This window comes from uncultured Stenotrophomonas sp., assembly GCF_963519925.1.
In the GTDB taxonomy this organism is placed as follows: Bacteria; Pseudomonadota; Gammaproteobacteria; order Xanthomonadales; family Xanthomonadaceae; genus Stenotrophomonas; species Stenotrophomonas maltophilia_AE.
In genome coordinates, this window is sequence record NZ_CAUQPH010000099.1 from 1 (window position 1) to 14212 (window position 14212).

General features: G+C 69.7%; 10 protein-coding genes, 2 pseudogenes and 1 riboswitch. Of the genes and pseudogenes, 6 read left to right on the plus strand and 6 right to left on the minus strand.

Annotated features, from left to right (window positions below; genetic code table 11):
* Positions 1-275 (minus strand): annotated as a pseudogene (locus RWO33_RS14920) (M23 family peptidase); the annotation flags it as partial.
* A 147-nt stretch (positions 276-422) separates the two neighbouring features.
* A riboswitch (SAM riboswitch) is annotated at positions 423-542 on the plus strand.
* A 78-nt stretch (positions 543-620) separates the two neighbouring features.
* Here RWO33_RS14920 and RWO33_RS14925 point away from each other — a divergent pair.
* The 3 genes from RWO33_RS14925 to RWO33_RS14935 are packed head-to-tail and all read left to right on the plus strand — an operon-like array spanning position 621 to position 3954.
* Positions 621-1649, plus strand: coding sequence for a homoserine O-succinyltransferase (locus tag RWO33_RS14925; protein ID WP_314105840.1), 1029 nt, complete (start codon positions 621-623; stop codon positions 1647-1649).
* Positions 1646-2890: an O-succinylhomoserine (thiol)-lyase gene (locus RWO33_RS14930; protein WP_314105841.1), complete on the plus strand. Its 1245-nt coding sequence runs from the start codon at positions 1646-1648 to the stop codon at positions 2888-2890. Before RWO33_RS14925 ends, RWO33_RS14930 begins: the two co-directional genes overlap by 4 nt.
* A complete protein-coding gene (locus tag RWO33_RS14935; protein WP_314105842.1) occupies positions 2887-3954 on the plus strand; it encodes a homoserine dehydrogenase in 1068 nt (355 codons plus the stop codon). The genes RWO33_RS14930 and RWO33_RS14935 overlap by 4 nt, the downstream gene beginning before the upstream one ends.
* Positions 3955-4021: 67 nt before the next feature.
* Here the strand turns inward: RWO33_RS14935 and RWO33_RS14940 are convergent, their stop codons facing one another.
* Positions 4022-5020, minus strand: a complete 999-nt coding sequence (locus RWO33_RS14940; protein ID WP_314105843.1) for an alpha/beta hydrolase — start codon at positions 5018-5020, stop codon at positions 4022-4024.
* A gap of 60 nt (positions 5021-5080) precedes the next feature.
* Complete coding sequence (locus tag RWO33_RS14945; RefSeq protein ID WP_145479551.1) at positions 5081-6463, minus strand: L-serine ammonia-lyase; 1383 nt, start codon at positions 6461-6463, stop codon at positions 5081-5083.
* A gap of 97 nt (positions 6464-6560) precedes the next feature.
* On the opposite strand from RWO33_RS14945, the gene RWO33_RS14950 reads away from it, so the two are divergent.
* Positions 6561-6779: a glutaredoxin family protein gene (locus RWO33_RS14950; protein WP_145479552.1), complete on the plus strand. Its 219-nt coding sequence runs from the start codon at positions 6561-6563 to the stop codon at positions 6777-6779.
* Between the two features lie 41 nt (positions 6780-6820).
* Here the strand turns inward: RWO33_RS14950 and RWO33_RS14955 are convergent, their stop codons facing one another.
* The 3 genes from RWO33_RS14955 to RWO33_RS14965 are packed head-to-tail and all read right to left on the minus strand — an operon-like array spanning position 6821 to position 8657.
* Positions 6821-7390, minus strand: coding sequence for a YceI family protein (locus RWO33_RS14955; protein ID WP_314105844.1), 570 nt, complete (start codon positions 7388-7390; stop codon positions 6821-6823).
* Positions 7391-7392: 2 nt separating this feature from the next.
* Positions 7393-7965 carry a cytochrome b gene (locus tag RWO33_RS14960; RefSeq protein WP_145479554.1) on the minus strand — a complete coding sequence of 191 codons (573 nt, stop codon included), beginning with the start codon at positions 7963-7965 and terminating at the stop codon, positions 7393-7395.
* Entirely contained in the window at positions 7962-8657 is a 696-nt protein-coding gene (locus tag RWO33_RS14965; RefSeq protein ID WP_314105845.1) for a YceI family protein, read from the minus strand. The genes RWO33_RS14960 and RWO33_RS14965 overlap by 4 nt, the downstream gene beginning before the upstream one ends.
* 129 nt (positions 8658-8786) lie before the next feature.
* On the opposite strand from RWO33_RS14965, the gene RWO33_RS14970 reads away from it, so the two are divergent.
* Together RWO33_RS14970 and RWO33_RS14975 are read left to right on the plus strand one after the other, a co-directional pair.
* Positions 8787-12365, plus strand: a complete 3579-nt coding sequence (locus tag RWO33_RS14970; RefSeq protein ID WP_314105846.1) for an ATP-binding protein — start codon at positions 8787-8789, stop codon at positions 12363-12365.
* 176 nt (positions 12366-12541) lie between these two features.
* Positions 12542-14212: pseudogene (locus RWO33_RS14975) on the plus strand (hypothetical protein); the annotation flags it as partial.

Below are 14212 nucleotides of genomic sequence, written 5' to 3' on the forward strand. Positions count from 1 at the left end.
GTCTGCAGTGGCAGGCCCGGCGCCAGTGCGGCACCGGCCGGCTGCCGCAGCACGATCTGCACCGGGCCGGCGAGGTGGTTGTCGACCCGCGCGCGCCACTGGCCGCCGGCGCGTTCCAGCTTCACCGAGGCCAGCGACGCAGTCGCCGGGCCCTGCGCAGTGTCGCCGACCGGACGTACCAGCCCCCAGCCGCCGCGCCAGTCGGTCGCGCCGAGCGGATCGGCGAACCCGAGCAGGGGGCACAACAGCAGGGCAGGCAGCAGGATCCGGCGCATTGGCGAACTTCGGGAGGGCGGTGCGCGGACTCTACGCAAGCGCATTCATCCGGGAAAGGGGCGCGCGCGGCCACTGATGACAAAAAACTATATCGCTTCATCCAGATGAAAGGATTGACATGCTCGAAAAGTGCTGGCATCGTGGTTCCACCATCGAGACCGGCAGAGGGACAGGCCCTTTGAAGCCGGGGCAGCCCGCAGGCGCGCAAGCGACCTGCGTAGGTGCCAAATCCTGCGGGGACCGTGGCGTCTACCGAAAGATGGTTCGAACCGTGCACACCAGGTGCGCTTCGAACGCGAGCTCCGCGAAAGCTCGATGGCCGTTTTCCTCTTCGGGATACCGCCATGGGTTTTGCAAACGCTGCTGTCGCCACTGTTTCCTTCGCCCCCTTGAGCGTGCCGGTCGATGCCGGCTGCACCGCCGTGCGCGGTGAGATCGCCGCGGTGCTGTCGATGCGGCATGGTGGCCCGCGGCCGGTACGGCTGCGCTATGAACTGGTCGGGCGGTCGGCGGCGCCGGTGGTGGTGCTGGCCGGGGGCATTTCCGCGCACCGCCATGTCGCCGCCAACGCCGACTTCCCCGAGAAGGGCTGGGCCGAGGGCCTGGTCGCGCCGGGGCGCACCCTGGATCCTGCCGGGCGCAGGATCCTGGCGTTCGATTTCATCGGTGCCGATGGCGCGCTCGACCTGCCGATCGACACCGCCGACCAGGCCGACGCACTGGCGCTGCTGCTGGACCACCTTGGCATTGGACAGCTGCAGTGCTTCGTCGGGTATTCGTACGGCGCACTGGTGGGCCAGCAGTTCGCGGTGCGCCATCCGCAGCGCCTGGCGCGGCTGGTCGCGGTCAGTGGCGCACACCGCCCGCACCCCTATGCCGCCGCCTGGCGCGCGCTGCAGCGACGCGCCGTCGCCCTGGGACAGCTGCAATGCGCCGAGCACCATGGGCTGGCGCTGGCGCGGCAGTTCGCCATGCTCAGCTACCGCACCCCGGAAGAATTCGGCGAGCGCTTCGACGCGCCGCCGGAAGTGGTCAATGGCCGGGTCCGCGTGGCCGCCGAGGACTACCTGGACGCCGCCGGTGCGCAGTACGTCGCGCGCACGCCGGTCGAAGCCTACCTGCGCCTGTCCGAATCGATCGACCTGCACCGTGTCGACCCCGCCGCGATCGGCGTGCCGACCGTCGTGGTCGCGGTCGAAGGCGACCGCCTGGTGCCGCTGGCCGACCTGGTCGGGCTGGTCGAGGGACTGGGCCCGCGCGGCAGCCTGCGCGTGCTGCGCTCGCCGTATGGCCACGACGCCTTCCTGAAAGAAACCGATCGCATCGACGCGATCCTCGCCACCGCATTTCGTACCCCGGGAGAAAACGCATGAGCCAGTCCGCCGGTTCCGAACCGTCCTGTAGCCGTGTCACCGCCGCCGTGCGCGCCGGGATCGATCGCGATACCGCGTACGGTGCGGTGACCCCGCCGATCGTGCTGTCATCGAACTTCAGCTTCGATGGCTTCGGCAACAAGCGCCAGTACGACTACACGCGCAGCGGCAACCCCACCCGCGACCTGCTCGGCGAAGCGCTGGCCGAGCTGGAGGGCGGCGCCGGCGGCGTGATCACCTCCACCGGCATGGGCGCGATCAACCTGGTGCTCAACGCGCTGCTGCAGCCCGGCGATACCCTGGTGGTGCCGCACGATGCCTACGGCGGCAGCTGGCGCCTGTTCAACGCGCTGGCGAAGAAGGGCCATTTCCAGCTGGTCACCGCCGACCTGACCGATCCACGTTCGCTGGCCGACGCGCTGGCGCAGTCGCCCACGCTGGTGCTGGTCGAAACCCCGTCCAATCCGCTGCTGCGCATCACCGACCTGCGCTTCGTCATCGATGCGGCGCACCGGGCCGGTGCGAAGGTGGTGGTCGACAACACCTTCCTGTCGCCGGCGCTGCAGCAGCCGATCGCCTTCGGCGCAGACATCGTGCTGCATTCGACCACCAAGTACATCAACGGGCACAGCGACGTGGTCGGCGGCGCGGTGGTGGCACGCGACCCCGCGCTGCATGAACAGCTGGTGTGGTGGGCCAACGCGCTGGGCCTGACCGGGTCGCCGTTCGATGCCTTCCTGACCCTGCGCGGCCTGCGCACGCTCGGCGCGCGGTTGCGTGCGCACCAGGAAAACACCGCCGACATCGTGCAGCTGCTGGCGGCCAGCGACGCGGTGGCCCAGGTGTACTACCCGGGCCTGCCCGAGCATCCGGGCCATGCCATCGCTGCCCGCCAGCAGAGCGGCTTCGGTGCGATGCTGTCGTTCGAACTGGCCTCGTGCCCGGGCGATGACCCGCACGCGGCGGTGCGCGCCTTCGTCGACGGCCTGCGCTGTTTCACCCTGGCCGAATCGCTGGGCGGCGTGGAAAGCCTGGTTGCGCATCCGGCCACCATGACCCATGCGGCGATGACCGTCGAAGCGCGTGCGCTTGCCGGCATCAGCGAAGGGCTGCTGCGCCTGTCGGTGGGCATCGAGTCCTCCGACGACCTGGTCGGGGACCTGCAGGCCGGGCTGGAACGCGCGCAGGCGGTGATCGACCGCCAGGTGCAGCTGGCCGAACGCAAACGGGTGGATGCATGAGCGCGGTGCTTCCGTTCGCGCCGCCAGCACCACGGCGGCTGGCGCTGCTGGGGACGGGTACGGTCGGTACCGCGTTCGTGCAGCGCTACCAGTCGTTGCAGTCGCGTGGCATCGCGCTCCCGCAGTTCACGTGGCTGGCCAATTCGCGCACGGCACGGGCCTGCGAACAGCATCCGGCGCAGGCGCTGGAACACGCCAACGATGCCGCGCGCACGGTGCCGGCGCTGCAGCCGTGGGCCGAAGCCGAAGGCCTGCAGCGCGGCGACGTGGTGGTGGATGCCACCGCCAGCGATGACGTGGCCAACTGGCACGAGCAATGGCTGGCGCGCGGCGTGCACGTGGTGACTGCCAACAAGCTGGGGCAGGGCGCGCAGCTCGCCCGTGCGCAGGCCATCGCCGGCAGCGGACTGGACGGCGGCGCACGCTACGGCGACAGCGCCACCGTCGGCGCAGGGTTGCCGCTGCTGAGCAGCCTGCGCGGTCTGGTCGCCGGCGGCGACCGCATCCATCGGGTGGAAGGCGTGCTGTCGGGATCGCTGGCCTGGCTGTTCCATCATTACGACGGCCAGCGTCCGTTTTCGGCCTGGGTGCGCGACGCGGCGGGCGCCGGCTTCACCGAGCCGGACCCGCGCGTGGACCTGTCCGGCGAGGACGTGCGCCGCAAGCTGCTGATCCTGGCGCGCGCCAGCGGCATCGCACTGCGCGCCGAGCAGGTCCAGGTCGCTTCGCTGGTCCCCGACGCGTTGGTGCCGCTGCCGGTGAGCGCAGCGATTGCGCAATTGTCGTTGCTGGACGCGCCGCTGCAACGGCACTGGGAGCAGGCGCGCGCGCAGAACGGCTGCCTGCGCTTCATCGGTGGTTTCGACCATCAAGGCGCCACCGTTGGCCTGCGCATCGTGCCCCTGGACCACCCGTTGGCCGGCGGCGCGCAGACCGACAACCGCGTGGCGATCCACAGCGACCGCTACAGCGCCCAGCCCTTGCTGATCCAGGGCCCGGGAGCGGGCGCCGACATCACCGCCGCAGCGTTGCTCGACGACGTGCTGTCCATCACCCGCGCGTAGAGCCACGCCCTGCGTGGCTTCGCGGTCCTGAACGAAGAGCAGCCACGCAGGGCGTGGCTCTACGACATCAGCGCTCGCGCAATGCCTTCAACAAAGCGGCATTGAACCGCTCCGGATCCTGCACCTGCGGCGAATGCCCGAGGTCGTCGAAGGTCACCAGCGTGGCGCCGGGAATCGCCGCGGCAGCGGCCTTGCCCAGCGCCGGATAATCGCCCAGCGTAGCCTTCAACGCGGGCGGGGCCAGGTCACGACCGATCGCAGTGCGGTCTTTCTGGCCGATGAACAACGTGGTGGGAACCCGCACGTTGGGCAGTTCGTAGACCACCGGCTGGTTGAACACCATGTCCGAGGTCAGCGCCTGGCTCCAGGCCACGGCCTGCTTGCCAGGGCCGGCATACATGCCCGCCTGCATCCGCGCCCAGTGCTCATACTCCGGCGTCCACTGGCCGCTGTAGTACACGTCCAGCTGGTACTTCCTGATGCTGTCGAAACTGGTCTTCAGTTCGTTGGCATACCACGCATCCACGCTGCGCCACGGCACGCCCCTGGCCTTCCAGTCCTCCAGTCCGATCGGATTGACCAGTGCCAGCCGGCGCAGCTGCTGCGGATACATCAGTGCAAAGCGCGCCGCCAGCATGCCGCCCATCGAATGGCCGACCAGGTCCACCTGGGTGGTGTCCAGCTTGAGATGGGCCAGCAGCGCTTCGGTGTTGGCGGCCAGCTGGCCGAACGAGTACTGGTAACGCAGCGGCTTGCTGGATTTGCAGAAGCCGATCTGGTCGGGCGCGATCACCCGGTAACCGGCGCTGCTCAACGCCTTGATCGCGTCGCGCCAGGTGCCCGCGCAGAAGTTCTTGCCGTGCAGCAGCACCACGGTGCCAAGCGCGGCCTTGCCCGCGGGTGGAACGTCCAGATAGGCCATTTCCAGCGGCTGGCGCTGGGACTCGATGCTGAAGATCTTGACCGGCCATCCGTAATCGAAGCCCTGCAGACGGGCGTCGTAGGTATCGGCGGCGAACGAGGTCAGGGACAGGCAGGCAAGCAGGGCGGCGGCCAGGATGCGCATGGCGGTCTCCAGTGGGGGAACCCCGAGGATAACCGCCTCCACCCGCCAGCCGTCACCCCATCAGCATTCGATGACGTTCACCGCCAACCCGCCGCGGCTGGTTTCCTTGTACTTGTCCTGCATGTCACGGCCGGTATCGCGCATGGTCTTGATCACCTTGTCCAGCGACACCTTGTGCTTGCCGTCGCCGCGCATCGCCATGCGCGAGGCGTTGATCGCCTTGACCGCACCCATCGCGTTGCGCTCGATGCAGGGAATCTGCACCAGCCCGCCGATCGGATCGCAGGTCAGGCCCAGGTTGTGTTCCATGCCGATCTCGGCTGCGTTCTCGATCTGGCTGGGGTTGCCGCCCAGCGCCGCGACCAGGCCGCCGGCGGCCATCGAGCAGGCCACGCCGACTTCGCCCTGGCAGCCCACTTCGGCGCCGGAGATGGAGGCGTTTTCCTTGTACAGGATGCCGATCGCCGCCGAGGTCAGCAGGAAATCGAACACGCGCTGTTCGTTGGCGCCGGGGCAGAAACGGTCGAAGTAATGCAGCACCGCCGGCAGTACGCCGGCCGCGCCATTGGTCGGGGCGGTGACCACGCGACCGCCGGCGGCGTTTTCCTCGTTTACCGCCAGCGCATACAGGTTCACCCAGTCCAGCGTGGTGAGCGGGTCGCGCATCGCCGCTTCCGGCTTCGACGACAGTTCGCGGTACAGCGCGGGCGCACGCCGGGAGACGTGCAGGCCGCCGGGCAGGGTGCCCTCCTGGCGGATGCCGCGGGCGACGCAGGCCTGCATCGCGCTCCAGATCTCGCGCAGCTGGTCGCGGATCTCGTCCTCGCTGCGCCAGCACTTCTCGTTCTCGAACATCAGCTGGGCGATGCTCAGGCCGCTGCGCGCGGTCTGCGCCAGCAGTTCGTCGCCGCTCTTGAACGGATAGGGCAACGGGGTTTCATCGGGCACGATGCGGTCGTCGGCGGCGTCGTCCTGGTTGACCACGAACCCGCCGCCCACCGAGTAGTAGTCGCGGGTGGCGATGACCTGTTCCTGGGCGTCATAGGCGGTGAAGCGCATGCCGTTGGTGTGGTAGGGCAGCTTCTGGCGCTTGTTCAGGCCCAGGTCGCGCTTCTCGTCGAAGGCGATCTCGTGGGTGCCCATCAGCCGGATCCGCTTCGTGCTGCGGATCCGCTCCAGCGCCTCGGGAATGATGTCCGGGTCGATCAGGTTCGGGCGCTGGCCTTCCAGGCCCAGCAGCACCGCCTTGTCGGTGCCATGCCCGCGCCCGGTCAAGGCCAGCGAGCCGTAGACGTCGGCGCGGATGCGCACCACGTCCTGCAGGCAGCCGGGATCGAGCAGCCAGCGGTGCACGAAGCGTTCGGCGGCCTTCATGGGTCCTACGGTGTGCGAGGAACTCGGGCCAATGCCGATCTTGAAAACGTCGAACGTGCTGACAGCCATGATTGCCAAACTGCGGGTATCGGATGGAGCGCTATTCTATGCTGTCCGCGCGGGCCGGCCTGGCTGCGGCGCAGCAAATTCGAGCGACGGGAGCCCGATGTTCATTCTTTACCAGCGCGATGACTGCCACCTGTGCGACCAGGCCTTGGCCGTACTGGCCCAGGCCCGGGTGGCCGGGCTGGACAGCGTGTTCATCGACGATGACGCAGGCCTGGAGGCGCGCTATGGCGCGCGCGTGCCGGTCCTGCGCGACGCCCAGGGCCGGGAGCTGGACTGGCCGTTCGACGTGGCCGCGGTAAGCCGCTTCACCACGTAGAGCGGGGCTCTGCCCCGCTCCACGGGCTCCCCGGGCGGGCGTTATTTCGCCTGGAGCTTCACGCGCGTGCTGATCGCGGTTTCGTCCGGAATGCTCTTGGTGTCCTTCCAGTCGCCCTGGCCCACGCCGAAGTCCAGGCGCTTGACCGTGGCCTTGCCGACGAGCACCGGATTCGGACCGGGCTTCCATTCGAAGGTGAGGGTGACCGGCTTGCTCACCCCGCGCAGTTCCAGCGTGCCATTGGCCACGTACTTGTCGCCGCTCCTGGTAAAGCCCTTGGCGGTGTAGCGGGCGGTGGCGAACTTGGCCACGTCGAAGAAGTCCGCGGTCTGCAGCGTCGAGTCACGGTCGCCGTTGCCGGTCTTGGCGCCGGCCAGCGGAATGGTCACGTCCAGCGTACCGGCGGCCGGGTTGGCCGGATCGAAGCTGATCCGGGTGGAAAAACCGGGGAAGCTGCCGGTGAACACTTCGCCGTCGTACTTGGTCGCAAAGGCCAGCGTCGAGCCGGCGCCGGGGGCCTGCACGTAGTCGGCGGCCATCGCCGGGGCGGTGGCGATCAGGCCGGCCAGCGCAGCGGCCACGGCAGCGGGGGAAGTGAGCTTGATGTTCATCGTCAATCCTTCTGGGGGGAGGCGAGCCAACCCTGCGGCAGCATGCGCGCAAGCGTGGCATCGCGTTGGAAGAGATGGTGGTAGAGCGCGGCGCCGGCATGGGCGACCACCACGGCGATCAGCAGCCAGAAGCCCCACTCGTGGATGGCATGGGACACATCGCGTGCCGCCGGGTTGGGCGCGACCAGCTTGGGCACGTCGACCAGGCCGAACCAGCGGAACGGGCGCAGCCCGCTGGCCGAGTCGTAGATCCAGCCGGACAGCGGCAGCGCGAACATCAGCACGTACAGCAGCCAGTGGGTGGCCGACGCGATGCGCTCCTGCCAGCCGGGCGTGCCCGGGACCGGTTCGGGGGCACCTGCGTACAGGCGCCAGCCGAGCCGCAGCGCCACCAGCGCCAGCACGGTGATGCCGAGCGACTTGTGCGCGGTATACACCCAGAAGTACTTCGGCGTGCGTGGCAGTTCGCCCATGGTCAGGCCGACGATGCCAAGCAGCAGGATCAGCAGCGCGATCAGCCAATGCAGGCCCTGGCTGATGCTGCCCCAGCGGTGGGGAGTGTTCCGGGTGGTCATGGCGAGCGCTTCCGGGCGGGCGAAGGTGAGAGGTCGGAGTCGTCGGACGCCGCCGGAGTTCCCGGCGCGTCGACCGACGGCGTGTCCTGCGGATCGGCGGCAGTGCGGTCGCGCACCGCTTCGGCTTCGATGCGCAGCTGCACCGTGTCGCCGATCATCGAGGGCCAGGCGTCGATGCCGAAGGCATTGCGGCTGAGCGTGGCGGTGGCGGAAAACCCGGCGGTGCGCCGGAACGGCGGCATCGGGTGGCGCTTGACCGCGTTGAGGGTCACCTCCAGCGCCACCTCGCGGGTGACCCCGCGCAGGGTCAGCTCACCGATCACCCTGGCGTGGGTGGGGTCGATCGGTTCGATCCGGGTGGAGACGAAGCGCGCTTCGGGATGGCGTTCGGCGTCAAGCAGGTTGCGGGCCAGGGTTGCCTTGTTCCACGCGTCGTCGCCCAGGTCCAGGCGCTGCAGCGGCACGCTGACCGACAACGTGGCGCTGTGCCAGTCGTCCGGGTCGAACGCCAGGCGGCCCTCGCTGCCCGACACCGTGCCCAGCGCCTGCGAGAACCCGGCGTGTTCCACGGTGAACAGCACCCGCGTATGGACCGGGTCGAGCCGGTAGGTGTCCGGGGCGGCCGCCGCCATGCACGGGGTCGCGCACAGCAGCAGGGCAAGGGTCAGGCGTTGGCTCACGGCCGGCTCCATTCAGGGCTGGGCCGATCATACGCGCTGGGCCGTGATCCCCGGCAGCACCATGGCTGCAACAGTTCGTGGTGGTGCCGGGCGCGCAGCGTGGCCCGCTGTGTGACAATCGCCGCCAACAGGGAGAACTCGATGGCGTTGAGCGCGCGCGGTTGGCGGGCAGGCATCGTGCTGCTGGTACTGGCTGCGTGTGCCGTGCCGTCGGCGCTGTGGGCCGCAGGGACATCGGCAGAAACACCGCGCATGCGCCGCTTCGGTGCAGCCGAAGGCATGCCCTCGCGCATGGTGCTGGCGCTGGCGCAGGATCGCCAGGGATATGTCTGGGCGGCCACCGACGATGGTCTTGCGCGTGTGGACGGGGTTGGCCTTCGCGTATGGCGCAACGAGCCGGACGATCCGGGTTCGCTGCCCAGCAATGAGATCGAAACGCTGCTGGTGGATCCACTGGACCGGGTCTGGGTGGGCAGCAATGGCGGTGGCTTGAGCATGCTCGGTCCCGACCGCGAGCGCTTCCAGCAGTTCCCCGACATCAGCGTGCGCTGCGAGGGGCAGTTCTGGTCGCTGGCTTACGCCGGCAAATCGCTGTGGATCGGCACCAATGCCCATGGCATATGTCGCCGCGACGAAGACGGCAGCCTGGTGCGCTATCGCGCCGACCCTGCCGATCCGGCCAGCCTGCCCAGCGACACCATCTACACGATGCTGTCCGATGCGCAGGGGCGCGTGTGGATCGGCACCGGCAGCGGCGTCGCCCGCTGGGACGGCAGGACCTTCACCCGTATCGCGCCCGCGCTGCTGGGCGACAAGAGCGTGTTCCGCCTGACCCGCGACCGCGACGGCACGGTGTGGGCCGGCACCCAGGGCGGACTGTTCCGCATCGACAGCGATGACAGCGTGCGCCCGGCGCCGTGGACGCCGAGCGCCGACGTGCGCGCGGCGTCGGTGGTCCACGACCGCAACGGCGGCTACTGGCTGGGCACGGCCGACGGCCTGTACCGCGGCGACGACCGCAGCATGCGCCTGCTGGCCGGCGATGCCGGCAGCGGCTTCCTCACCGAACGCAGCGGCGTGCTGGACATGCTGCAGGACCACGAAGGTGGCCTGTGGTTCGCCATGCTGACCCAGGGGCTGGCCTACCTGCCGCCGGACTGGAAGCGCTTTTCCACCTGGTACCAGCTCGATGGCAAACCCCTGGACAGTGCCTACCTGCTCAGTGCTGCGGCCGCAGGCAATGACTATTACATCGCGGCGGCGCACGGAGTCTACGCGCTGGATGCGGGCGGCCGCCTGCGCCAGGTGGCGAACGAGAAGCAGCTGGGCGTCGGCGCGGTCCGTTCGGTGCTGCCACGCGCCGACGGCGCCCTGTGGCTGGGGCGCGCCGGAAGGCTGGGCCTGTATCACCCGGACAGCGGGCGCCTGCGCGAATGGAAGATCGGCAGCGGCACGGATGTGCGGCAGCGCATCGAGCTGATCCGCCAGGCGCCCGACGGCGATCTGTGGCTGTCGATCACCAACCTCGGCGTGCAGCATCGGGACGCGCAGGGCAACCTGCTCGACGAGATCCGCATCGACGCCGGCCGCGGCCTGGTCGACATGCCGGTGGAACAGATGGTGTTCGATCCGCGCGGGCAGCTGTGGGTCATGGGCGACTTCGGCGAGATGGGATTGCTGCGCTGGCAGGAGGACCGCTTCGAACGCGTGCCGGGGATCGCCCCGGGCAGCCTGTACGACATGCTCTGGATCAGTCCGGAGGAAGCCTGGCTGGCGCGCAGGGGCAGCCTGGAGCGGTACCGCTGGGACGGCCTGAGCATGACCCTGCGCGAACGCGTGGGCGCCGCGCAGGGCATGCCGCCGGTGTCGATCGGCGGCCTTGCCCGTGGGGCCGATGGGCAGGTGTGGGCGACCACGCCGCGCGGCCTGGTCAGCTGGCACCCACTCGATCGCCGGCTGCGTGTCTACGGCGAACGCGACGGACTGCCCGACATGGAATTCAGTGGGCGCCCGCCGGTCACCGGCGCGGACGGACGCGTGCTGGCGGTCACCGCGACCGGCCTGGTGGCGTTCGACCCGAACGCGCCCGACCTGGTGCTGCCCCCGTCGCAGCTGGTCATCGACAACATCCAGGTGCGCCGCGACGATGCCGAAGGCCAGCAGTCGCTGCCGGTCAACGCGCCGCTGTTGCTGGGACCGGACGACCGCGACCTGATCATTTCCGCGCGACTGCTGTCCTACGCCAGCCCGATGGGCAACCGTTACCGCTACCGGGTGTCCGGTTACGACCAGAACTGGGTGATGCAGAACGCCGACGGCGAACGCCTGTTGTCGCGCCTGCCAGCGGGCGAGTACGCCATCGACGTGCAGGCGGCCACGCCGCATGGCGAGTGGACCCCGTCGCGCACCATCAGCGTGCGCGTGCAGCCGCCCTGGTGGCGCAGCGGCTGGGCGATCCTGGGCTATGTGATTTTGGGGCTGCTGCTGGTGGCGGCGCTGGCCGCGTTCGCGCGCGCGCGTCTTCGCCGCCGCCAGCAGTGGCAGCTCACCGTGCACAAGCAGCAGATCGCCGAACAGGCCTCGCAGGCCAAGAGCCGCTTCCTGGCCACGCTGGGGCACGAGGTGCGCACCCCGATGACCGGCGTGCTGGGCATGAGCGAACTGCTGCTGGCCACGCCGCTGGACGAGATGCAGCGGGGGTACGCCGCGTCCATCCAGCACGCCGGCGCGCACCTGCTGCGGCTGGTCAACGACGCCCTGGACCTGGCACGGATCGAGGCCGGTCGCCTCGAGCTGGATATCCGCCCGTTCGACCTGACCGCGATGCTGGACCAGGTCGACGCCCTGATGGAACCGATGGCGCACCACCGCGGGCTGGCCTACGAACGCAGCTTCACCCTGCCGGGACCGGTCCAGGTCAGCGGCGATGAAATGCGGGTCCGCCAGATCCTGATGAACCTGCTGGGCAATGCGATCAAGTTCACCGAGCACGGTCATGTCGGGCTGGGCATCGAACTGGTCGAACACGGCACCGGGGTGGTGTTCGAGGTCAGCGATACCGGCCCGGGCATCAACCGCGACCAGCAGGAGCGCCTGTTCCACCGCTTCGAACAGGCCGATGGTCCGCGGACCGCGTCCCGCTACGGCGGCAGCGGCCTTGGTCTGGCGATCTGCCAGGAACTGGCGGTGGCGATGGGCGGGCGTATCGAGATCGACAGCCAGCCGGGGCAGGGGGCGCGCTTCACCGTGCACCTGCCGTTGCCCTGGTGCCGGCGTCCCGGCCCGGGACCACATGCCACGACCGAGGCCGGCCCCATCGCACTGCCGCCGATGCGGGTGCTGCTGGTGGAAGACGATGCCACCGTGGCCGAGGTGATCGCCGGCCTGCTGCGTGCCCGTGGCCACGCGGTAGTGCATGCATTGCACGGACTGGCGGCGTTGTCGGAAGTGGCTGCCGGCGCGTTCGATGTCGGCCTGCTCGATCTCGACCTGCCGGCGCTGGATGGCATCGCCATCGCCGGGCAGCTGCGGGCGATGGGCTACGCATTGCCACTGATCGCGGTGACTGCGCGCTCGGACGCATATGCCGAGCAGCAGGTGCTGGCGGCCGGATTTGATGGCTTCCTGCGCAAGCCGGTTACCGGCGACATGCTGGTGTCGGCGATTGCGCAGGCCTGCGTGAAGCGGCGGGGCGTGTCGGAAACGATGACGTCGCCATAGGCTGTGCTTCACGAAAACCTGAAATCAATCCAAAACTTGACTCGCGCGACTGTGACGCTGTCACGGATTCGACGCTGCGCGCTGCGATTGAAGGTTCTACCGTTACCGCGATGAGACCGATGACCCTGCGCTGAAAGGTGACGTTTCCGCGAGCAGCCCTGCCTGGGCGGGCCGTCATGGTGCTGCTGGCGTGCCTGTTCGCCTGGCTGCAGGGCCACGCGGCGACGGTGGTGCAGATTCCAACGCCGCGCCTGCTGGGCATGGCCGATGGCCTGTACGACCCGCAGGTGCGCGGCATCGCCGAAGATGCCGCCGGCTACCTGTGGTTGGCGGGCAGCGACGGCCTGCTGCGGTTCGATGGACAGCGCTTCCGGCAATGGCGACGTGAAGAGGGGCTGCCCGACCTGGACCTGCGGGCGGTGCATGTCGACGCGCGCGACCGCGTATGGCTGGGCACCGCGGAGGAGGGTCTGGTCTTGATGGACACCGACCGCCGCGGTTTCCAGCGCTTGCCGGCATCGGCACCGCTCGCCCTGCGCAGCGGCCACGTGCGTCAGGTTGGCAGCAGTGGGGATGGCTGGGTATGGGCGATCGGCAGCGACCAGCAGTTGTACGGGCTGTCGCCACGCGAAGCCCACTGGCGACCGCACCCGCTGCCGGGGGCCACGGTGGTGGCGTTGGCGCGCGACCGCGGCGGCGCGCTGTGGGTGGCCCAGGCAACGGGCCTGTGGCGCCGGGATGGCACGCGTTTCACGCGCGTCCCGCTGCCGTCGCCGGCTGCCGCACCGATCCGGTCGCTGTGGGCCGATCCACGCGGCGGCGTGGAAATCACCGCGGCGCGCGGCAGCTGGACGATCGCCACGACTGCACCTGCGTCCGCCGTGGCGAGCGACGCCCGCAGCGTGCTGCGCAGTGCCGACGGCACGCTCTGGCAGCATGGTCGCATGGGGCTGCAACGACGCGAGGCGGCGCAGCTGGTGCAGGTCGCGCTGCCATTGCCGCCGGGCGCCGTGCCGGGGCCGGTGGTGGTCCGGCAGGCCCTCCAGGATCGCAGCGGCGACCTGTGGTGGGTCAGCGAACACCACGGTGTGTGGTGGCTGTCGGGGCGTTGGCGGCAGTTCACCGCGTTGCCGGCCACGGCTGACGCCACGCCGGGCATCGGCAGCCACTACGCCCTGGCGCTGGCGGCATCCGGGCAACACCATGCGTGGGTGGCGGGCAGCGGGGGACGGCTGCAACGGCTCGACCTGCGCACCGGCCAGGGACGCGACATCACCGCGTATCCGCATGCCGGGGTGACCGCGCTCCCGGTAGGGTTGGGCGAAGACGCGCGTGGCCGGGTCTGGCTGGCCAGCGCCGACAGCCTGCTGCGCTATGACCCGCAGCGGGGCGAACGCCGCGTCTGGCCACTTGGGCTGCACGCGCCGCACGCGGCGCTGTCGCTGCAGGTCTGCGCGCAGCAGCAGGTGTGGCTGGCCCACCCGCAGGCGGTGCAGCAGTGGTCGGCGGCCGGCGAGCTGCTGCGCACGGCCCGTCCGCAGGCGCTCGGCCTTGCCGCGGAGGTACCGACGCGCCAGCTGCTGTGCACCCGCGATGGTGAATTGTGGGCGACCGATCCGTCCGGCGCGTTGCGCTGGTCGCGGCTGCGCGAGCGTTTTGAACGGGTTCCGGGCGACGGCGACGGCAGCGTGTCCGCCCTTGCCGAAGCCGATGACGGCACGCTGTGGGTCAGTCGCGCCGCCGCGCTGGAGCACTACCGCCGCACGCCGGGGCGGCTGCAACGGCTGCGCCGGGTCGGCACCGCCGAAGGGTACCCGCAGCTGCGTGCCGACGCGCTGGTGGTGGGG

What these genes read in the sequence shown, in the direction of transcription:
- RWO33_RS14950 (WP_145479552.1), top strand. Translation starts at nt 6,561, where the DNA reads ATGTTCATTCTTTACCAGCGCGATGACTGCCACCTGTGCGACCAGGCC.
- RWO33_RS14925 (WP_314105840.1), top strand. Translation starts at nt 621, where the DNA reads ATGGGTTTTGCAAACGCTGCTGTCGCCACTGTTTCCTTCGCCCCCTTG.
- RWO33_RS14930 (WP_314105841.1), top strand. Translation starts at nt 1,646, where the DNA reads ATGAGCCAGTCCGCCGGTTCCGAACCGTCCTGTAGCCGTGTCACCGCC.
- RWO33_RS14935 (WP_314105842.1), top strand. Translation starts at nt 2,887, where the DNA reads ATGAGCGCGGTGCTTCCGTTCGCGCCGCCAGCACCACGGCGGCTGGCG.
- RWO33_RS14960 (WP_145479554.1), bottom strand. Translation starts at nt 7,965, where the DNA reads ATGACCACCCGGAACACTCCCCACCGCTGGGGCAGCATCAGCCAGGGC.
- RWO33_RS14955 (WP_314105844.1), bottom strand. Translation starts at nt 7,390, where the DNA reads ATGAACATCAAGCTCACTTCCCCCGCTGCCGTGGCCGCTGCGCTGGCC.
- RWO33_RS14945 (WP_145479551.1), bottom strand. Translation starts at nt 6,463, where the DNA reads ATGGCTGTCAGCACGTTCGACGTTTTCAAGATCGGCATTGGCCCGAGT.
- RWO33_RS14965 (WP_314105845.1), bottom strand. Translation starts at nt 8,657, where the DNA reads ATGGAGCCGGCCGTGAGCCAACGCCTGACCCTTGCCCTGCTGCTGTGC.
- RWO33_RS14940 (WP_314105843.1), bottom strand. Translation starts at nt 5,020, where the DNA reads ATGCGCATCCTGGCCGCCGCCCTGCTTGCCTGCCTGTCCCTGACCTCG.
- RWO33_RS14970 (WP_314105846.1), top strand. Translation starts at nt 8,787, where the DNA reads ATGGCGTTGAGCGCGCGCGGTTGGCGGGCAGGCATCGTGCTGCTGGTA.